Annotated in this window: 20 protein-coding genes; 18 read left to right on the top strand and 2 right to left on the bottom strand. The window is 48.6% G+C overall.

The window, feature by feature from the left end:
- Window positions 1-116 precede the first annotated feature (116 nt).
- From MKY95_RS31625 to nikE, 9 genes are all read left to right on the top strand, one after another.
- Window positions 117-1,004, top strand: a complete 888-nt coding sequence (locus MKY95_RS31625) for a sugar ABC transporter permease (protein ID WP_036606603.1) — start codon at window positions 117-119, stop codon at window positions 1,002-1,004.
- Window positions 1,005-1,006: 2 nt separating this feature from the next.
- Window positions 1,007-1,840: a carbohydrate ABC transporter permease gene (locus tag MKY95_RS31620; protein WP_036606605.1), complete on the top strand. Its 834-nt coding sequence runs from the start codon at window positions 1,007-1,009 to the stop codon at window positions 1,838-1,840.
- A gap of 22 nt (window positions 1,841-1,862) precedes the next feature.
- The gene (locus tag MKY95_RS31615) at window positions 1,863-2,900 is read left to right on the top strand and encodes a glycoside hydrolase family 130 protein (RefSeq protein WP_017691679.1); all 1,038 of its coding nucleotides are present in this window, start codon (window positions 1,863-1,865) and stop codon (window positions 2,898-2,900) included.
- The gene (locus MKY95_RS31610; protein ID WP_218641579.1) at window positions 2,900-3,847 is read left to right on the top strand and encodes a 1,4-beta-xylanase; all 948 of its coding nucleotides are present in this window, start codon (window positions 2,900-2,902) and stop codon (window positions 3,845-3,847) included. Before MKY95_RS31615 ends, MKY95_RS31610 begins: the two co-directional genes overlap by 1 nt.
- Window positions 3,848-4,143: 296 nt before the next feature.
- Complete coding sequence (gene nikA / locus MKY95_RS31605) at window positions 4,144-5,778, top strand: nickel ABC transporter substrate-binding protein (RefSeq protein WP_036606706.1); 1,635 nt, start codon at window positions 4,144-4,146, stop codon at window positions 5,776-5,778.
- A 74-nt stretch (window positions 5,779-5,852) separates the two neighbouring features.
- Window positions 5,853-6,797, top strand: a complete 945-nt coding sequence (nikB, locus tag MKY95_RS31600) for a nickel ABC transporter permease subunit NikB (RefSeq protein ID WP_076320104.1) — start codon at window positions 5,853-5,855, stop codon at window positions 6,795-6,797.
- The gene (gene nikC / locus MKY95_RS31595) at window positions 6,794-7,624 is read left to right on the top strand and encodes a nickel ABC transporter permease subunit NikC (RefSeq protein WP_036606611.1); all 831 of its coding nucleotides are present in this window, start codon (window positions 6,794-6,796) and stop codon (window positions 7,622-7,624) included. The genes nikB and nikC overlap by 4 nt, the downstream gene beginning before the upstream one ends.
- A 39-nt stretch (window positions 7,625-7,663) precedes the next feature.
- The gene (locus MKY95_RS31590; RefSeq protein WP_076320103.1) at window positions 7,664-8,470 is read left to right on the top strand and encodes an ABC transporter ATP-binding protein; all 807 of its coding nucleotides are present in this window, start codon (window positions 7,664-7,666) and stop codon (window positions 8,468-8,470) included.
- A gap of 162 nt (window positions 8,471-8,632) precedes the next feature.
- Window positions 8,633-9,433, top strand: coding sequence for a nickel import ATP-binding protein NikE (gene nikE, locus MKY95_RS31585; protein ID WP_036606615.1), 801 nt, complete (start codon window positions 8,633-8,635; stop codon window positions 9,431-9,433).
- A 604-nt stretch (window positions 9,434-10,037) separates the two neighbouring features.
- On the opposite strand, the gene MKY95_RS31580 is transcribed toward nikE, so the two are convergent.
- The gene (locus MKY95_RS31580) at window positions 10,038-10,616 is read right to left on the bottom strand and encodes an NAD(P)H-dependent oxidoreductase (RefSeq protein WP_036606617.1); all 579 of its coding nucleotides are present in this window, start codon (window positions 10,614-10,616) and stop codon (window positions 10,038-10,040) included.
- Window positions 10,617-10,928: 312 nt separating this feature from the next.
- A complete protein-coding gene (locus MKY95_RS31575; protein WP_036606709.1) occupies window positions 10,929-11,519 on the bottom strand; it encodes a TetR/AcrR family transcriptional regulator in 591 nt (196 codons plus the stop codon).
- 160 nt (window positions 11,520-11,679) lie between these two features.
- Here MKY95_RS31575 and MKY95_RS31570 point away from each other — a divergent pair, with 160 nt between their 5' ends.
- From MKY95_RS31570 to MKY95_RS31530, 9 genes are all read left to right on the top strand, one after another.
- The gene (locus MKY95_RS31570; protein WP_076320102.1) at window positions 11,680-12,663 is read left to right on the top strand and encodes an aminoglycoside phosphotransferase family protein; all 984 of its coding nucleotides are present in this window, start codon (window positions 11,680-11,682) and stop codon (window positions 12,661-12,663) included.
- Between the two features lie 18 nt (window positions 12,664-12,681).
- Window positions 12,682-13,680 (top strand): glycosyltransferase, encoded by a 999-nt coding sequence (locus MKY95_RS31565; protein WP_036671606.1) that lies wholly within the window; start codon window positions 12,682-12,684, stop codon window positions 13,678-13,680.
- A 53-nt stretch (window positions 13,681-13,733) separates the two neighbouring features.
- A complete protein-coding gene (locus tag MKY95_RS31560; RefSeq protein WP_036606621.1) occupies window positions 13,734-14,018 on the top strand; it encodes a YesK family protein in 285 nt (94 codons plus the stop codon).
- 113 nt (window positions 14,019-14,131) lie between these two features.
- On the top strand, window positions 14,132-14,293 hold the full coding sequence (locus MKY95_RS31555; protein ID WP_017691697.1) for a hypothetical protein: 162 nt from the start codon (window positions 14,132-14,134) through the stop codon (window positions 14,291-14,293).
- 98 nt (window positions 14,294-14,391) lie between these two features.
- Window positions 14,392-16,473 carry an ABC-F family ATP-binding cassette domain-containing protein gene (locus MKY95_RS31550; protein ID WP_076320101.1) on the top strand — a complete coding sequence of 694 codons (2,082 nt, stop codon included), beginning with the start codon at window positions 14,392-14,394 and terminating at the stop codon, window positions 16,471-16,473.
- Window positions 16,474-16,917: 444 nt separating this feature from the next.
- Window positions 16,918-17,385, top strand: coding sequence for a hypothetical protein (locus tag MKY95_RS31545; RefSeq protein ID WP_083669957.1), 468 nt, complete (start codon window positions 16,918-16,920; stop codon window positions 17,383-17,385).
- A complete protein-coding gene (locus MKY95_RS31540) occupies window positions 17,385-17,669 on the top strand; it encodes a hypothetical protein (protein WP_076320100.1) in 285 nt (94 codons plus the stop codon). Before MKY95_RS31545 ends, MKY95_RS31540 begins: the two co-directional genes overlap by 1 nt.
- A 4-nt stretch (window positions 17,670-17,673) precedes the next feature.
- A complete protein-coding gene (locus MKY95_RS31535) occupies window positions 17,674-19,074 on the top strand; it encodes a glutathionylspermidine synthase family protein (protein WP_076320099.1) in 1,401 nt (466 codons plus the stop codon).
- Complete coding sequence (locus MKY95_RS31530) at window positions 19,056-19,460, top strand: DUF350 domain-containing protein (RefSeq protein WP_017691702.1); 405 nt, start codon at window positions 19,056-19,058, stop codon at window positions 19,458-19,460. Before MKY95_RS31535 ends, MKY95_RS31530 begins: the two co-directional genes overlap by 19 nt.
- Window positions 19,461-19,516 lie beyond the last annotated feature (56 nt).

The raw sequence follows: 19,516 nt of genomic DNA, 5'->3' as shown, positions 1-19,516 counted from the left end.
GTGGTATTTGAAAGCATGATACCCATGCTCTTCCCCCGGCAGTTATTCCGCAGCAATTCCATTGGACGGAGTCTTTCGATATATAGGCGGGAGAACCGCTTGGAGGTGTGGAGAGCATGAAGTACTTAAAACTTTCGAATTGGGGCTACTCAGCGCAACGCATATTTATCATCTGTGCCTTCTCAATTATTCCGCTGGCGTTGCTGTTTACATTTGCATACTTGCCAGTCATCAACATGTTCAAATACAGTTTCACCGATTGGAACGGATATAGTAAAAGGTTTGATTATGTTGGCTTTGAGAACTACACGCGCATATTCAGTGATCCCGAATACTTCAAAGTATTTATTGTCAGCTTGTATTACTTCGTGGCTACGTTCTTACAGATGGGCTTGGCGCTTTACTTTGCCACCATTCTGAGTTTCAAAGTTCGAGGCAAAAACTTTTTCAAAGGCATACTGTTTTTCCCTTATTTGCTGAATGGAGTAGCCATCGGTTTTATCTTCCTCTTTTTCTTCAAACCGGACGGTACACTCGATATGCTCATGCATGCTGTAGGGCTGGGACAATACACGCAACTCTGGCTCGGTAATCCGAATATTATCAACGTGTCACTCGCAGGTGCATCAGTATGGAGATACATGGGCTTCAACTTTATCATTTTCCTGGGTGCAATCTCCTCCATTCCAAAGGATGTGTATGAAGCATCTGATATTGATGGCGCCAATCGCTGGCAGCAATTCCGCCATATCATCCTGCCAAGCATTACACGTATCCTGCAGCTCAACCTGATCTTGGCGATTAGCGGCGCAATTAGTGCGTTCGATATTCCATATATCATGACCGATGGTTCCAACGGCAGTATGACATTTGTAATCCAGACGGTTCATTTGGCGTTTAAATACGGCAAGCTGGGACTGGCATCCGCCATGGCTGTGGTGCTGCTCATGATCGTTATTCTCGTTACGCTTGTGCAGCGCGTCACCATGAAAGGGGAGGAATAAACGTGACACAACTCAAATACACCCTTGCGAGCGTGGTTAAATATGCTTCCCTGGTGCTTGCGGCGTTTATCGCGCTGTTACCCATCGTGGTCATCCTGTTTGCATCTCTCAAAACCAATGCGGAGTACGCTACCAGCAGCCCGCTTGCTCCGCCAGCCAACTGGCTGAACTTCGCGAACTATGCGAAGGCTTTTGTGGATGGCAACATGCTGGTCGGTTTCAAAAATACAATTATTATCCTGATCATCTCTATTATAGGAGCGACCTTAACGGGTTCCATGATCGCGTATGTGCTGGATCGGTTCAAATTCAAAGGCAAGAAAATTATGGTCGCGGCATTTCTGCTCGCTACCCTGATTCCAAGTGTTACAACGCAGGTTGCTACATTCCAGATCATCAACGCGCTCGACCTGTTCAACACACGCTGGGCGGCCATCGTGATGTATCTGGGTACAGATATCATCGCGGTTTATATTTTCCTGCAGTTCCTTGGCTCCATCTCAAGTGCACTGGATGAATCCGCCATGCTGGACGGCGCTTCGTACTTCACGATCTACTGGAAAATCATTCTGCCACTGCTGAAACCGGCCATTGTAACGGTCATTATCGTGAAGGGTGTGAACATCTATAACGATTTCTACACACCGTTCCTCTACATGCCTAAGACCGATCTACAGGTCATATCCACCGCCTTGTTCAAATTCAAGGGACCGTTCGGATCGCAGTGGGAGGTCATCAGCGCCGGCATTATGATCGCCATTATTCCAACGATGATCATCTTCCTGTTGTTACAGAAGTACATCTACAATGGCTTCGCGCAAGGCTCCGTTAAATAAAATCCGAAGGGAGAAATGAAAAATGTCAGTTGCTGAAACGAAAAACGTACACATTGTTGGGGACGCTTTGCCGAATATGCCATGGGAAGCCAAACCGGAGGGAACGGAAGGCCCGGTATGGAGACATTCGGCCAACCCGGTGGTTCCGCGTAACCCGGTCAAAGGTGTTGCCCGCATTTTCAACAGTGCCGTTGTACCGTATGAAGGAAAATTCATTGGGGTATTCCGCGCCGAAACCGTTAATGGACGTCCACACCTTCACATGGGCGCAAGCGAAGATGGTCTGGAGTGGACAATTGAAGAGGAACGCATTGCATTTGTAGATGAAAATGGCGATCCGTTTATGCCGAACTATGCGTACGATCCACGTTTGGTCAAAGTCGAGGACACGTATTACATCATCTGGTGTACAGACTTCTACGGCGCAGCACTGGGCCTGGCCAAAACAGATGACTTCAAAACATTTGTCCGCCTCGAAAATCCAATGCTGCCGTTTAACCGTAATGGCGTGTTATTCCCACGCAAAATCAACGATAACTATGTGATGTTGTCCAGACCGAGTGACAGTGGACACACTCCATTCGGGGACATCTTCCTGAGTGAAAGCCCGGATCTCGTGTATTGGGGCAAGCATCGTCATGTGATGAGCAAGGGCGGCCAAGGCTGGTGGCAATCGGTCAAAATTGGTGGCGGGCCTGCTCCGATCGAAACGTCCGAAGGCTGGCTGATGTTCTACCATGGCGTCACTGGGACCTGTAATGGTTTTGTCTATAGCATGGGGGCGGTCATTCTGGATCTGGATGAGCCATCCAAAGTAAAATATCGTTCCTCCAACTTTGTACTGACACCGGAAAAATGGTACGAAGAACAAGGATTCGTTGATAACGTCATCTTCCCGTGTGCAACACTGCATGATGCCGAGACCGGACGTATCGCTATCTATTACGGCGCCGCCGACACGTATGTGGGCGTGGCTTACACAACCATCGAAGAGATCGTGAACTATGTGATCGAGACGGATGAAGTTATTGCCGGAGATCATGAAGAGGGCAAGCTGTAATGCATATGGATTATATCAAGGGATTTACATTTGGTTGGATGAGTGGTAAGGGTGACTTCCGTAAGCCGGAAGCCAAAGAATCTTTGCGCCTGATGGCAGAACGTACAGGCAGTTCTCATGTTATTTTTGCACTGGCGGCACATCAGGATCATCCGCAGGCGGTAGAGGTCAAGTATCGGGGCACACATCTGGTGGATGATGATGAACTGGTGGACATGATTCGTTATGCCCGTACACTCGGGCTGCGTGTCATTCTGAAACCAACCGTCAACTGTACCGATGGCACATGGCGTGCACACATTAACTTTTTTGATATCGATGTGCCGTGTGAGCCAAAGTGGAAGGATTGGTTCCGCAGCTACACGGCATTTCAGAAGCATTATGCAGCGATTGCAGAGCAGGAAAAGTGTGAAATGTTCATCGTTGGCTGTGAGATGGTGCAATCCGAGCGTCGGGATCAAGAGTGGCGCGAGGTGATCGCTGGTGTGCGTGAAGTGTATACGGGACTGGTGTCATACAACACGGACAAATATCAGGAAGATCATGTGAAGTGGTGGGATGCTGTGGACGTGATCTCTTCCAGTGGTTATTATCCCATCGGAGATTGGGAGGCACAGCTGGATCGAATTGAGCAGGCGATTGCTCCCTACGGCAAACCTTTCTTCTTCGCAGAAGCAGGCTGTCCCAGCCGCAGTGGATCAGCCCAGGTACCGAACGATTGGGGACTAGAAGGCGAAGTAAGTGCGGAGGAACAAGAGCGTTTCTATGAGGCGATGTTCCGGGATGTCAGTCAGCGTGACTGGGTACGCGGATTCGGTCTATGGGATTGGAGCGCATATCTGCATGCGGAGAAGGAGGCGCTGACCGATGATGGATATGGTGTTTACGGCAAGCCAGCGGAGCAGGTGATTCGTCGGTTCTATGAGGGCATCGCTGTAGACGTTTAAAATGAGAAACAAGAAGGCGTATGTGAAGATGGATTTCAGTGATATATCTGCATATGTACTTTCGTGATTTCCATGCTGTGAGCAAGGAATAACAGATTATGGTGGAGCTTATTTTTTTAGTTGTAATTCACATTCATGTCAAGAAGCCTTTCCTCCCATAGGAAAGGTTTTTTGGCTATTTTAGTAACAACACATACCATGTCGAATTTTGTTGACAAAAGGAGGGCTCCTGCCTATTCTTAATGGATGAATATGATAATCATTATCATAAAATAGAGAAAAGGGGTTCAACATTCATGTCTGTACAACATCGCAAATCTTCGGCCCTCACGTTGGCAACTATGCTCTTGTTGTTATTCGTTATTGTGGGTTGCAGCAATACAGGAAGTGGAGATGAATCCTCATCTGCTGCTTCGGATCAAACATCTACGAAGTCGATTACGATGTCATGGCCACGTGATATCGGTACAATGAATCCGCACACGTACAATCCTTCGCAATTATTTGCCCAATCCATGCTCTATGAGCCACTGATCAGTTACCAGAAGGACGGAAAACTGGAACCTGCGCTGGCAGTATCATGGACCATCTCCGATGACGGCAAAGTATATACATTTAAGCTTCGCCAAGGTGTGAAATTCTCAGATGGTACGCCATTTAATGCTGAGATTGTAAAGAAGAATTTTGACGCTGTGATGAAAAATAAAGCTACACATAGCTGGCTGGGCATTGTAGGTGTGCTCGACAAGACAGAGGTTGTGGACGACCACACGTTCCGTATGACACTCACAGAGCCGTACTATCCTGTTCTTCAGGATTTGTCTGTGGTTCGTCCTTTCCGCTTCCTGGGTGAAGCCGGATTCCCGGATGACGGAGATACATCCGAAGGCATCAAAGAGCCAGTTGGAACGGGCCCGTGGATGCTGGCTGATTACAAGCAGGACGAATATGCTGTTTTCAAACGCAACCCGAATTATTGGGGAACCGCACCGAAGGTGGATCAGATTACGGTTAAGATCATCCCTGATGCAGAAACCCGCGTGCTTGCTTTTGAAAAAGGTGATCTCGACCTGATCTATGGTGAAGGTATGATCAGTCTGGATGCGTTCCAACAGCTTCGTGACAACGATAAATATGTGAGTCAGCTGTCTGATCCGGTAGGTACGCGAGATCTGCTGCTGAATTCCTCCAATCCGAAGCTGTCTGATCTCAGAGTGCGGATGGCGCTCCAGCAAGGATTTAACAAAAAAGCGATGGTGGAAGGCATCACTCTGGGTCTGGAAGAACCGGCAGATACGGCACTATCCAAAAACTACCCATACACCAATGTTGACCTGAAACCGATCGAATATAACGTGGAACAATCCAAAGCTTTATTGGATGAAGCGGGTTGGAAGATGCCTGCGAATGGTAGCGTTCGTGAGAAAGACGGCCAACAGCTTGAATTCGAAATGATTTTTGACAAGACGGACCCGATTCAGAAAGCGATGGCTGAGACCATTCAGGCGGAATGGAGCGAGCTTGGGGTTAAGGTAAACCTCACTGGGCTGGAACTGACGGTACAGATCAAACGTTTGAAAGCCAATGATTTCGACCTGTATTTCTGGTACAACTATGGTGCTCCGTATGATCCACATTCCTTCATTAACGTTGTAGCGAGCCCTGGATTTGGTATCTCTGAGACGCTCAGTGCCTTGCCGATGAAAAAGGAACTGGACGAGCAGGTACATGCCGCACTATCATCAACAGATGAGACGAAACGTCAGGAGCTGTATGGCTCTATCCTGACAACACTCCAGGAACAATCGGCGATTGTCCCCATCTCGTATGTTAAGAAAACGGCGGTATATCAGAAGAAAATTTCCAACTTTATTTTCCCGGCAAACCGTGATGAGAATCCGTTTGTAGGCATTGAATTGGGCAACCAATAAGTTGTATTTACTTTAATTTCGGAGTGGTAAAGCCTTGGCAAGGTCATGTAGCTTGATAAAAGGGAGGAAGTTTGTTGATCAGTTATATCGGGAAACGAATGATCGCGATCATTCCTATCGTTTTTATCGCTACACTTGTTACCTTTGCGCTTATTCATATATCACCAGTTGATCCGGCCGAGGCTTATCTGACAGCTGCTCATATCTATCCCACACCGGAGCTGCTTGCGCAAAAGCGGCATGAGTTCGGTCTGGATCAGCCTATGTTAACCCAATATGTGCATACGATTCAGAAGATTGCCAAGCTCGACTTCGGCACTTCGTATCTCACCAACAAACCCGTATGGGATGAAGTGAAACTAAGGATTCCCGCTACGGCTGAACTAGCCTTCTGGAGTATGTTGTTATCCGCTTTGGTGAGTATTCCATTGGGAATACTGGCGGCGGTGTATAAGAATAGCTGGATTGACATGGTCAGCCGTACGATTTCCTATTTTGGAGCATCTATTCCGCAATTCTGGCTCGGTTACCTGCTGATCTTCTTTTTCTCAGTGAAATTGGACTGGCTGCCTGTGGAGGGGCGTGGATCGTGGGAGAATCTGGTTCTGCCTACGATTACTCTCTCCTTGATTCTTATTGCGGTCTACACCCGATTGTTACGTTCCAGTGTACTGGAGCAATTGCAGGAGACATATGTACAGTATGCGAGAACACGCGGGATTCGCGAAAGAGTGATTATGCTCAAGCATGTCCTGAAAATCGCCATATCGCCCCTTATTACAGGAATGGGGATGAGTATGGGCAAGCTGCTCACAGGCACCATTATTGTAGAGCAGGTGTTTTCCTGGCCTGGGTTCGGACGATATTTTGTCGATGCGATATTTAATCGGGATATTCCCGTTATTCAATGTTATGTCTTCCTGGCGGCCTGCCTGTTCATCGTATGCAATCTGCTCGTTGATCTGGTGCAGCTCGTTATGGACCCACGGATTTCAGCGAAAGGACGGGCAGAACATTGATAAACAAATGGCGTGCGGTATTTAAAGGGCAGAGAGCCATCCAGATCTGCTCGGTGATCATATTGCTTTTCTTCGTGATCGCGTTATTAGCCCCATGGATTGCTCCTCATGACCCGGTGAAGGTGAATCTGTTGCAGAAGCTGGCGAGTCCATCGCTTGAGCATTGGCTCGGAACGGATCATCTGGGACGCGACAATCTCACTAGGCTGATGTATGGAGCGAGAGTGTCGCTTGGATTTGCTACCCTGATCTTCCTGTCATCTTTGCTCATAGGTGTCATTGTAGGTTCAATCTCCGGTTACCTTGGTGGTTGGGTGGACAGTCTGTTGATGCGCTTGTGTGAAGGCATTATGGCGTTTCCGAATCTGGTGCTGGTACTCGGTATTGTAGGGATCTTTGGTCCAGGTTTGATGCAGGTGCTTCTAGCACTCATGATGGTACAGTGGGTGTATTATGCACGTATCTGCCGGAACATGGTCGTTAGTCTGAAAGAACGGAACTTCATCGCAGCGGCGCGGATTAGCGGCTCCTCTTCGTGGACGATTATTCGGAAACATATCATCCCCAACGTGCAGCGTCCGATCGTTGTGATGGGTACTCTGGAGATGGGGTGGGCGATTATGGATATATCTGCTCTGTCTTTCCTGGGACTCGGTATTCAACCACCGAATGCAGAATGGGGCGCTATGATTCATGAGGGGACAGGTTATATTCGCAGTCATCCGGAGTTGATGATCTACCCGGGGGCATTGATTCTGCTCGTAGTCATTACGTTCAACATTTTGGGAGAAGCGTTATCCGAGCGTTATGGCATTGCAAAAAGGTAGTGGTTCGGAATCGAAGGCATATGAGGGGTGAACGTAACGATGGATGATGCAGCGAAGGTACTCGAAGTTCGTGGTCTGCAAGTGAATCTAAGAACAGCGGAGGGTTCAGTCCCGTTACTGGAGCCCATTGATTTTGAATTGAAAAAAGGTCGTGTCTTCGGTCTCGTCGGTGAGAGTGGCAGCGGTAAGACCGTTACATGTAACGCGTTGCTCCATCTGCTTGATCCGCGCAGGATGGAAGTGTCGGGCAGCATCCACCTGAATGGACGGGAGCTTGGCTCGTTGTCAGGTGAGGAGATGCGGCGCATCCGCGGCAAGGAAATCGGATTTATTATGCAGAATCCGATGAATGCTTTTACACCCGTATATACGATTGGATCTCAATTCATTGAAACCTTGCGTACGCATACGGGAATGTCCAAAGCAGCTGCCAGGGAGCGGGCCATTGCTGCCTTGGCAGATATGAACTTACCCGAACCAGCTAAACTGATGAAGCGATATCCCTTCCAACTGAGTGGCGGTATGTTGCAGCGTGTGATGATCGCCATATCGATGTGCCTGCGACCGGCTTTGGTTATTGCTGATGAACCAACGACGGCACTGGATGTCGTGAATCAGTTCAAGGTGCTTCAGGAATTGGATCGGCTACGTACGGAGTATGGCACATCCATCTTGCTCATCTCCCACGATCTGGGTGTGATCTCGCAAATGGCCGATGAAGTCGCGGTTATGCAGAAGGGTCGAATTGTGGAGCAGGCGGATGTGTACCAACTGTTCGATCACCCGCAGCATGAGTATACCCAGATGTTGTTAAATGCGAGACCCAGCATGTCTTTGGGACGATAGCGAATTACAGACGAGTCGAATCGTTCAGTGGAGTGTATGTGTAGAGCGGATATGAACTGTATTTTGAGTGGGTAGTCGTAGGGGTGGAATGGGCATGGTGATGTGTAATTTCAGCCTCTTCAGAGATTACTTCTGCCAATTACAAAAGAGGAGGATGACCTGATGCTTCAGGTACGTGAAGTAAGCCATAGCTATGGCAAACGGAATTGGCTGGATCGTTCGGGAGCGCGTCCTCCTGTGCTGGCGGATATCTCACTTACGATCGAGAAGGGTGTTTGTCTGGGACTGCTGGGTACGAGTGGGGCAGGTAAAAGTACCTTGGGCAAAATCATACTTGGTCTGGAGAAGCCCAGCCAGGGTCAGGTTTCATTTCAAGGTCAGGATATCTACCGATCTAGCAAACCCGTACTTAAGGGATTACGGCGTGATCTGCAGGTCGTGTTCCAGGACTGTTATTCGGCTGTGAATCCGCTTATGACTGCCGCGCAGATCATTGGGGAGCCGCTGGATAATTACGAGCGTTTATCGGCCAAAGAACAACTTCGTGTGGTTGGGCAACTGCTTGAGCAGGTTGGACTTACACCTGAGGATGGGAGCAAGCTTCCGCACCAGTTCAGCGGTGGCCAATTACAGAGGGTCAACATCGCACGAGCTATCGCGCTCAAACCGAAGTTAATCGTACTGGACGAATCAATCAGCAGCCTGGATATGGTGCACCAGACGCAAATATTATCTTTGCTGGCGGAGTTAAGAGCGTCCTACGGGTTATCGTATCTCTTTATCACGCATGATATTCGGGCCGCCATGACGATCTGTGACCGCATTGCGGTAATGGATCAGGGAAAGCTGGTATATAGCGGTGATGCCGGGGATTCGGTGATGCAGTCGGATCATCCAGCTGTGCAGCAGTTGGTATCGTCCATTTTACCTGAGCATCCATCAGGTCGTATTTCGTTTGGGTAATGCGTTGCTTGTATGGTTGTAGATGGCTGTTCTTTGGGGTTGCTTGCCATGGTTGTTTCCATTTCATTACCGTTGGTTGCGAAGTCGACTTTCCAAAGGCGGGCGATTGGCGTATCAAGCTGACCTGTAGTGTGGACTTGTCTCTCTAAGTGCAGGTCGCTAACGAACCGAGTGAGTGTTAAATGGCGATTTAGCGTGGAATGCAAAATGTAACGAACCTCAGTGAAGTTATTCCGGTGCAAACTAGTTTAAAACCTCCAAATGATACACAGATCGAGGAAATAATGCGTCTACGATTCGTTAAACCTCAGACTTATCGGAAATGGCGCTAATAGCGTGTTTACGGTTCGTTAGACCATAATGAATGCTAAAAGGGTTGTCCCCTACGTCTTGTTCAAGACGTAGGGGACAACCCTTTTTTGTAACTGGGAATAGGCACATTTCTGCTCTCTGATATAAGTTAAACTAAGATTACAATTGAGCCACTTGCGGATTACAGGACTATCTTCGAATTGCGCGTATCCCCAGAATTTTGATTTAACTTAAAACGTGAAAATCTGGAGAGAAGCATATACTTCCCATGAGGCTTTTTTGCAGAAATCTTTTACCCCATCTTCCGCCCAAGCTGCTCAATCTTATCAAGCCAATTCTTTCTCTGTTCATCTGACTTTTTACCAACTTGATCTACAGGTGTTATCCGCACAGGTTTGATGCCAGTCAGTGCAAATGTGGAGATCTTCATCATTTTATGTGCGGGCTCACCCTGGAACCATTTGAAATACCAGCTTGGGCCATCCATGGTAGTGATCATGCGAGCGGTGCGGCCTTTGAGCAACTGATCTGGAAAAGGTTTACCTTTTTGATACTTGAAGGCGTAACCTGGCATAAAGATTCGGTCAACGAAACCTTTCAGCAGGGCAGGTGGTCCTCCCCACCAGATTGGGAATACCCATACAAGATGCTCGGCCCACTTGATTGCTTCTTGGGCCTCCAGCAAATCTGGTTCAAGTGGAAGTTTATTACGATATCCTCCCTCCAGATTCATGTTGAATGCCAACTCGTTAAGGGTGATCATGCGGACGTCGGCACCAGCCTGCACCGCACCTTTTCGGTAAGCCTCGGCGATTGCACCGTTGTAACTGGGAGAGACGGGATTGCCTTGAATAATTAATATTTTTTTCATGGAAGATGACACGTCCTGACTATTTTAGTTAATGAACACTAACCTCATGTGCAAAAAGAAAAGGTCACGTATGACCCGGTAATCCATCTGTATATCCTGATGGTATGTTGACGATTCTCTTTTAGAAGTTATTCAACAAGTCCGCCTTTGATTACGAATCATGCCTAGCGGCATAATCCGCATCGAATATGGGATTCAGCCGAAATAAGAGGGGTGCTTACGAAGGTTGTTTCCTTCGGAAACAATGTAGTTGCTCACGTCGTTTTCCCTACACTCCGCTACTCCATTTCTAGCTTCATCCCATCTCCATCGTTACTTCTGAGATAAGTGCCCCAACATTGATGCAAGCCGGTGAACCGTTTCCCCCGTATAAGGTACCAACAGCTCCGGTAGCTCACCTTGCATACTGGAGACCGCCATGCGTGTAATTGCACCGATCACCAGAACGGCTGTGAGCCGTGAATCCTGCTGAGGCAGTTCGCCCCGCATCATTCCCTGATCGATCAGATCCATCAACGCATCCAACGGCTGACGGTAATCCTCGCTGCTTCCGGCTTCAATGAATATTTCATGATTCTGTGAAATCAGTAGCAGTCCGTAGGGATCTTCATCATGCAGATGGAGAACCTCGGTAACCAGTTGCTTGAAGCGTTCCAACACCGGACCTTCCTGTCGAACATACCCGTCAATCAGTGCAGTATAGTCGACACAGTATTGGGTGAAGGCTTCCAGGGCAACGGCATCTTTGTTTTTAAAATGTTTGTAGATCGCCGCATCGGTTACTCCGGCGGCGTCACCGATCTCTTTGACGGATATGCCGTCAACGCCTTTGGTTGCGAACAAGCGCATCGCCGCTTGTAGGATATCTTTCTTTTTGCTATCCACATGAGATTTGTTCTTCATGATTGTATAGTAAGTGATTACTAACCAAAATGCAATAAGCAATTTTGAAACTCTGAATTGAGACACTGAATAAGCTCTTACGACCAAAGCTTGCAGGCTTGTGAGCGGCAACGTATGATGAATAGAAATCAACATCGGAGTAGCAGGGAGAACGAAATGGATGGTGGGTAGCGTGAACGAAGAGTTGGATGCATACAGCTGGGTGACGCCCGAAGGAATGCTGAATGATCACTATATAACAAGCCGCGAGCAGTTGTATAAAGGAATAAACGGACGATATGTGGAGCGATTCACGATTCCTACCGGGGGCAGTTATATTTTCAAACCACTGACGAATCCTGCGCAGCATGGACGGGAACGATGGATGTACGAGCATGTGATGTCTGGCTTACCACCAATCTATCCGCAACTCATTGCAGCGTCGGATCTTACCATTGCTCCAGCACAGAGCTGGATGATCTACGAGGATTTGGGGCAACTGGTGCATGATTCGCAAGAAGCGACGATGCTCGGCGCAGCGGCACATATGGCAGTATGGCATGCGTTGTCTGTCACGGATTGGAGCGAACTGCCTCGCGTGGGCCAGAAACCGCCCATTCACACAATGCTGGATGAGTTACAAATGCACAGACAATCTACGGATGAATTTTTATCCAGGCTGGATATGCAGCTGTCCGAATCCGATTGGGACAAGATCTCCAGGTTGATCCTCATGGCAGAGGAAGAACTTCCAACCGTTTTGTGTCACGGAGACCTGCATCCAGGTAACATGGCGGAGGTGGACGGCAGACTGGTCATCTTGGACTGGGAGCATGCCCATCTGAATGCGCCATTGTGGGATATATTTCACCTAGTTGATCTCTCGCATCCGCTGTTTCCCAGAACGGTTACGCCTGCATTGCGAGAGCGGGTTATGGATGTTTATTTGGACAAACTGGGGAGCCTGGGCATGCAGATTGAACGGGTTTCTTTTGCAGAATGGTACCACGCCTATGCTATTGTATTCTCACTCTGGATGCTGCGTTTGATTGACGGTGACCTGAGAAGTGAGGAATGTGTGTGGCCGAAGGAACAGTTGCGTAACCAGTGGCATGAGACGGCAGCGACGCTGGAACAGTGCATGAAGCACTTGGGTGAGGAATAGAAATGAGGGGTGAGAAGCTTGCGTAAAGTCGGACTTGTTATGCGTAAAATTCAATTCACGGAAGCACAGGGGCCACGCGTATTTGCGGATCGGCTGAAGCAGATTGGTCTGGAGCTGGGCGTGGATATTGTGTTCATCTCGCCGGAGCGTCATGTCAGCGGATACGACTGGTTGCCGGGTTATGAGCATGAGAAAGGTGACCTGGTGAACTACGATATCGTGCTGGATCAGATTCATAGTCAAAATATAGAGCATGTTATCTACACCGTATCCGGGTTTACATTTTTGAAGATGTTCTTACCGAAAAGCGTATTGTTCCCGCACAGTTTCCCCGATCCCGCGCTAACGGGATATGAGATGATGAAGCCATTTTATACGATGGTGGATAAAGCAATTGTACAGACGGAGTTTTTGAAAACAGAGCTGGGTCGCAATTTCGGTGTACATGACGTGAATGTTATTCCGATTGGCTTTAGCGAAGAGCTGGCGAACCGGCACTATGATCCGAGTCAGGTTGTGCATAATCGGGTGCTCTGGATCGGTAGGGATGAAGCGAATCGTCGCCCGGATCTGGTGCTGGAATACGCTCGGCAGAACCCGGACAAGGAAGTATATATGGTGTTTGGCGGTGTACGCTATAAGGAAACCATGAAGAAGTACGACATTCCTTCCAACGTGAAGCTGAAGTTTGCGCTCACGCAGGATGAGATATTTACGTTGATGAACTCATCCAAGGTGTATTGGAACTGTTCGGCCTTTGATACATTTGCTATGCCGTTGACGGAAGCGATGGCGATGGGCAAAATGGTCGTGAAGCCGGAGCATGCCTGCTACGGTCACATTCGATCCACGCATGCCTTTGCAGGCAATGAGGATAATTGGTTTGAACTGGTGAACATGGCTGCGGCTGCGCCGCGCAGTGTGTCAGAAGACAACCGGGAGTATGCGTTTGGTGCCTTTTCGCGCACGAAGATGAAAGAAGGGTACCGACACTTTTTCTCGGATTGGTTGAAGTAACGTAAGGTCTGTAACAAAGGGCTTAATCCATCCAGCAACAGGAGGGGAACCTTATGGAAGTACTGATCTTGTGGACATTGGGAATGTGGGCGGTGCTGCTGCTGATTGAATGGCTTATTTACCGATTGCAAGGACGGCGAATGACGTGGGTTCAATATATATTGCCATGTGTGGCCTTGCTCGGCGGTGCCGTTGTAATCATGATCAGCATCGATATTGGCGGGTGGAACGGCATCGGATATGCCCTGCTCGGCGCATCACTGGGTACCTCGGGAATGTTAACACTTATTACGGTGGCAATCAGGGATGTAATGCTTCGGCGACGGGGCAGGAATTAAGCGTAAGAATGAAACTACTGTACAGTATGATTGAATTGGGCGAAGGGATGGTTGCGGAAACGCATTCGTCTGTGATATATTGACATTAATTATGACAAGGGAGGTGAAGACAGGTGAATCACGAGATGCTTAACAACCGTATTAGCCAGCTGCCGATTGCTATGGCTGGCATTGTTCATACTTTTCTGACCAACGGGAGAAGTCTGTCCAATTTTGAATATACGGAAGTTAACATTTGCGAGAAGATGCCTGCCTTGACCTCATTCGGACGATAAGCGATATTGCTTGAATTCTGAAGGGCCGCGGAGCTAACCTCCTGCGGCTCTTTTTGTGTTGCGGTCAGGATCTTCCATACCATAGGAGGAACCTTATTATGATAATGATTAGCGCGCAACAACTGACTCAATACCACGGAGCACATCTGGTGCTGGACGGCATTACGTTTGAAATTATGGAAGGTGACAAGGTCGCCCTGATTGGCCGCAACGGAAGCGGCAAGACCACACTTATGCGCCTGATGGCAAGACTGAACAAGCCGGATGAAGGGCAATTGATGATCAAGAAAGATACACGAATGGGATATGTGGCTCAGGTTCCAGAAGGATTGGATGACCATACCGTACTGGATGTACTGAGTCTTGGATTCAAGGAGCTTATGATATGTCGCACGCAAATGAAGGAAATGGAGCAGCAGATGTCCGATCCGGCATGTGTAGCAGACCCTAATCAATTGGAGCGCCTGCTGAAACGCTACGCGGCACTGCAAGACCAGTTCGAGCGTGAGGGTGGATATGAAATGGATGCCCGGATCGATCAGGTGGCGGACGGTTTGGATATCGCCAAGGCACACTATGGTTGGCGCTTTGGCTCCCTGTCTGGTGGGGAGCAGACTCGGGTGGTGCTGGCTTCACAGCTAATCGTAAGACCCGACCTGTTATTGCTGGATGAGCCGACAAACCATCTTGATCTGGAGCGGGTTGAGTGGCTGGAAGGATTTTTACGAGAATATCCCGGCACCATTGTCCTGATCTCGCATGATCGCTATTTTCTGGATCGGGTCGTGAATCGAACACTGGAGCTGGAGGATGGAGAAGCGGAAACATCTGCTGGCGGTTATACGGAATATATGAAAGTGAAGGAACAACGGCTGTTGCAGCAATTCGAGGAGTTCAAGGAGCAACAGAAGGTTATCAAAAAAATGAAAGAAACGATCCGCCAGTTAGAGGAGTGGGGCCGAGTTGGTGGGAATGAAAAGTTCTTCAGACGGGCGGCTTCTATGCGTAAAGCCATCGAGCGGATGGAACAGGTGAAGCGTCCTGTACTGGAGCGCCGCAATGCCGAGTTCGATGTGCGTCCTACGGATCGAACGGGTAAAAGGGTAGCGGTATTGGAACAGGTCGAGAAGAGCTATGGCGAGCGTGAAATCCTGCGCGGAATCTCGGGTCTGTTGGAATATGGGGATAAAATTGCACTCATTGGACGCAATGGCTCCGGCAAGACGACCCTGTTCAAGCTGTTGCTTGGTGACGAGCAGCCCAATGCGGGCAAGCTGGAGTGGGGAGCACGCGTGGATGTAGGGTATCTGGCTCAACAGGAGGAACCCACGAATCCAAAGCTGAACGTACTCGAATACTTCCGTCTGGAAGCAGGCGTGGAAGAGGGAGAGGCTCGCGGAATTCTGGCCCGATACCTGTTCTATGGAGCGGATGTATTCCGCTCTGTCGGGCAATTATCTGGTGGGGAATGGACGCGTCTGCGGCTAGCTCTGCTGGTGCAGCGCAAACCCAATGTACTGTTGCTCGATGAGCCAACCAACCATCTGGATATCGCATCGAGAGAAGCGCTGGAAGAGTCACTGGTTGATTTTGAAGGAACCGTACTTGCCATCTCGCATGATCGGTACTTCGTCAATCGCCTCGCTTCCCGTGTGTGGGAACTGGAGGACGGTCAGATGACCGCTTACCTGGGAGACTATGAGGCGTATCGTGAGAAGAAGCTTGATATGCAAGCTCGTGCGGCGGCGACAACTCAGGCTACAGCAGGCGTGGGCGTTTCTTCTCGTGGGAACACCAAGTCAGAGATGAAGTCAGGTTTAACGTCCGCGCCCGGCGGGACTGCCAGATCAGGGAAGAAGCCAGGAGCAACCTCGACAATGAACGGATCCACTGTTGTAGCTGCCGGTGGAAGTCATGATCATAAAGCTTCTACTGAATCAGGTAAGGCGTTGACTCCTTCGGCAGCAACTGCATCGAAACATAGAAGTGGCAGTGGCAACCAACAATCTGCGGAGAAGCTGGAACAGACGTTGGCTCGTCTTGAGGCAGAGATTCAGGTGCTGGATCAACAGTTGGAAATGGTGCAGAACAATCCGCTTGAACTGGAACAAATCTGGAATGATCGCGAGCAATTGTCCGCTGAATATAATGATGTATTGGCACAGTGGGCTGAGTTATAAGTCAGAATGGCATGAGCATAAGATTAAACAAGTGCGGTCGGAGAGTCTTCTCCGGCCTTTTTGAACTGAATTACATACCAAACGCGGAATCCACTTGTTAGCCAAGTTTCGTTGATCCAGAAACGGGCGTGAAAACCTGTTCTATTTTAGTTAAACCACATAATGCATTATCATCAACAGTGCCTCGAACAGTAGCTTTTATTACATGTCATGGTGAATAAAATCAATTTCATAAATCACTAAAAATGGAGTTTTGTAACTAGACATAGACAAATTAAACCATTTTGATCTATGTCTAGCCTTGATTTGAAGCAGCTAAAGGTACTATGAAATTGATTCACTAGTGTAACTTTTTTCCTTCGGATGCGTTAAATACGTTTGTATGAATTGAAACGGCTCACCTAAGAGCTCGCAAAAAGGGAGGTTATCGGTATCTATTATTCATTGACGTATCGGAGTTGGTCGGATGATCGACAAGCGGAGACAGGGGTGCTGGAACAGACTTCAGTCACACGAGATGAACTGTTCATGCGCAAACTGGTGGATGCCACCTTGGTGAAAAACAAACTCTGGGCGCATCTGTCCAATGAATGCCAGGATGGGCGGGAACATGCAGTATATGTAACGCCATATGACCAACAGATGCCGGACGAGTACGGTGCAGCCATTGCGGATGCTGCGCTGGCGATGTGCAAAATGTCTTCTATGTATAGTGCAGAGTATATGCTCTGGAATGGAAGTTCATTTCAGGAGTTGGAACTCACAGCTTCCTCCACCTATACGATGGAGCTTGCCGAGCAACTGCTGGACCATTACATGGTTCGCGGTGGCAAGACGTATGAGTTCCTGTATTCCGTGCTGGATGCAGATCGCAAGAAAGTGTTGTTTTATATGAAAGAGGTGGATCTGTAATGAGTGACCAAGAGCGGGTGCAAGCATCAAAACCCGGATCAAAAGCAAAGCTGGTTGCTTTCTCCCTGATGCTGGCGGTTCCTGCCGTGTTATCCGGTTGTGGTAGCAACAATGATGAATGTGACCCGGAGTATGATACCGGATGTGAATATGATTCCAGCAGTGGGCACTATTACTACGGTGGGTCGTCGTATCGAAGCAACAAGGACAGTAACAGCTCCTATAGCAAATCCAAGTCCAAATCAAGCGGCTTCGGTAGCTTCTTCCGCAGCTCGGGAGGATAACCGGATGAGGCAAGTGGTTCAACTGCCGTTAAGTCACGAAGAGGTATTTCAGGGTGAAACGGAACAACAGATTCCATATCATCGAATGTACGGGAAGCAATATTGTGTGCCAGCATTAACGGTCTACTCTCCCTCGGAGGTGCTGGAACTGCGTATTGCAGCCGAGGCGGTAGACGGCATTTACTGTAAAGTGATGCGATTTATCCAGCAATATATGCCGGATTCCTTTTTGGAACATCAGTTAGGTATCCATCCCGGGCTTATTCCGGCGGCACGCATGGAGATGGTGACTGGAGGCATTACCCGTCAGGACTGGATTATCGGAGAAGCTGGGCCCAAGTGTATTGAAAATAATACGGACACGCCTACGGGCATACCGGAGGCTGCTGCATTGGAAAATATCCTGGTCGGTCTTGCTGAGGATGCCGCGTTAACTGCGCCATCTGCCGAGATGGATACACGTATTCGGGAATGTTTCAAGATGTGGCTGGAATTCTATACAGAGCAGGGATTAAAGGGTCCGGTGACATTCACTTCTTTTGGCGAACATGTCGAAGACCGAACAAATACGGAATACCTGATGAGACGTTGTCAGGAAGCGGGATACGAGGTTTTCTATGCTCCACTTGAGGAACTGGAGATTGTTCCGGGGGAGGCGCTTTACCATAGGGGGCGGGAGATTAACTTGCTGTATCGCCTTTATCCGCTGGAGTATCTGATCGATGATCGGGATGAGACGACAGGGGTGGAGATTGGGGCTGCGCTGCTTGAACTTGTACGTGAGGGAAGATTGGGCCTGATGAATCCCGTTCAGCATGTGCTGATGCAGAGCAAAGGCTTCATGGCAGCAATCTGGTCACTTTACGAGCGTAACGAGCAAACCCCGGAATATTGCGGGTTTACCCTCTTTGATGAAGCAGAGATGGACGTGATTTCCCGATATCTGCTACCCACCTATTTTTCATCTGAGCCCTTCGAGCTGAACGCCATATCATATGTAGCCAAAAGCTATTGGGGGCGCGAAGGCAGAGGAACTCTTTTGCTGGATGGAGGAAGGGACAATGCCTTTGGAAAGCAGGATATGGAGCATCCTCTTAACGAGGCGCTGGAATCCAATCTTGCATCTGGGGCAACGGACGAGGATGAAGAGATCACAGCTTATTACGAAAATCAGCCCAAAATCTATCAGCAGCTGGTTCCGATGGAACAGGCAGTGATCGAGACGGAAGATGGAGCGTACAGTGGTTATCTGCTTACAGGGGTGTTTGTTATCGGTGGGCGTTTGGCTGGGATACTACCACGGGTCGGGGAGAAAGTAACTGGAGATATGGCCTATTATTGCGCGGCTACAGTTCGTGAACGGATGAATGATGAGGAGGAAAAGGAATGGAAAACTTGGGATTAAACCTCGTGAATGTGGCGGTGGGTGTAGGCATTCTGCTGGTGGTATTGGTATGTGGATATTTCGCTTTTAGCAAATTGACCCGGTATAACGATAGTGAGGAAATCGCCAAAGGTAACGAGGCGGCAGGCATGTACATGGGCAGCAAATTACTGGGACTGTGTATTATTGTGGGCATGGTATCTTTCTCGACGCATTCGTGGTTGGATATGCTGCTGTGGTCGGCGTTTGGAATTATTGTGCTGTGCCTGGTCTATATTATATTTGATTTCCTGATTCCAAAAATGCGGGTGTGTGACGAAATCGCACGAGGTAATATGGCGGTAGCACAGCTGCTGCGTTCGATTATCATCGGCGTTTCCATCGTCATTGGTACGTTTTTGATGTAAAATAAGACATAGTGTTTTATGGAGTTTACTATATAAACGGAAGAAGGAGCGCGGCA

Origin of the sequence: Paenibacillus sp. FSL P4-0176, assembly GCF_037975265.1 — a bacterium.
GTDB lineage: Bacteria > Bacillota > Bacilli > Paenibacillales > Paenibacillaceae > Paenibacillus > Paenibacillus amylolyticus.
This window is presented reverse-complemented; position numbering and strand designations above follow the sequence as displayed.

What these genes read in the sequence shown, in the direction of transcription:
- nikE (WP_036606615.1), top strand. Translation starts at nt 8,633, where the DNA reads ATGCTTCAGGTACGTGAAGTAAGCCATAGCTATGGCAAACGGAATTGG.
- MKY95_RS31615 (WP_017691679.1), top strand. Translation starts at nt 1,863, where the DNA reads ATGTCAGTTGCTGAAACGAAAAACGTACACATTGTTGGGGACGCTTTG.
- MKY95_RS31540 (WP_076320100.1), top strand. Translation starts at nt 17,385, where the DNA reads ATGAGTGACCAAGAGCGGGTGCAAGCATCAAAACCCGGATCAAAAGCA.
- MKY95_RS31625 (WP_036606603.1), top strand. Translation starts at nt 117, where the DNA reads ATGAAGTACTTAAAACTTTCGAATTGGGGCTACTCAGCGCAACGCATA.
- MKY95_RS31560 (WP_036606621.1), top strand. Translation starts at nt 13,734, where the DNA reads ATGGAAGTACTGATCTTGTGGACATTGGGAATGTGGGCGGTGCTGCTG.
- MKY95_RS31550 (WP_076320101.1), top strand. Translation starts at nt 14,392, where the DNA reads ATGATAATGATTAGCGCGCAACAACTGACTCAATACCACGGAGCACAT.
- MKY95_RS31570 (WP_076320102.1), top strand. Translation starts at nt 11,680, where the DNA reads ATGGTGGGTAGCGTGAACGAAGAGTTGGATGCATACAGCTGGGTGACG.
- MKY95_RS31530 (WP_017691702.1), top strand. Translation starts at nt 19,056, where the DNA reads ATGGAAAACTTGGGATTAAACCTCGTGAATGTGGCGGTGGGTGTAGGC.
- MKY95_RS31590 (WP_076320103.1), top strand. Translation starts at nt 7,664, where the DNA reads ATGGATGATGCAGCGAAGGTACTCGAAGTTCGTGGTCTGCAAGTGAAT.
- MKY95_RS31575 (WP_036606709.1), bottom strand. Translation starts at nt 11,519, where the DNA reads ATGAAGAACAAATCTCATGTGGATAGCAAAAAGAAAGATATCCTACAA.
- nikA (WP_036606706.1), top strand. Translation starts at nt 4,144, where the DNA reads ATGTCTGTACAACATCGCAAATCTTCGGCCCTCACGTTGGCAACTATG.
- MKY95_RS31535 (WP_076320099.1), top strand. Translation starts at nt 17,674, where the DNA reads ATGAGGCAAGTGGTTCAACTGCCGTTAAGTCACGAAGAGGTATTTCAG.
- MKY95_RS31610 (WP_218641579.1), top strand. Translation starts at nt 2,900, where the DNA reads ATGCATATGGATTATATCAAGGGATTTACATTTGGTTGGATGAGTGGT.
- MKY95_RS31580 (WP_036606617.1), bottom strand. Translation starts at nt 10,616, where the DNA reads ATGAAAAAAATATTAATTATTCAAGGCAATCCCGTCTCTCCCAGTTAC.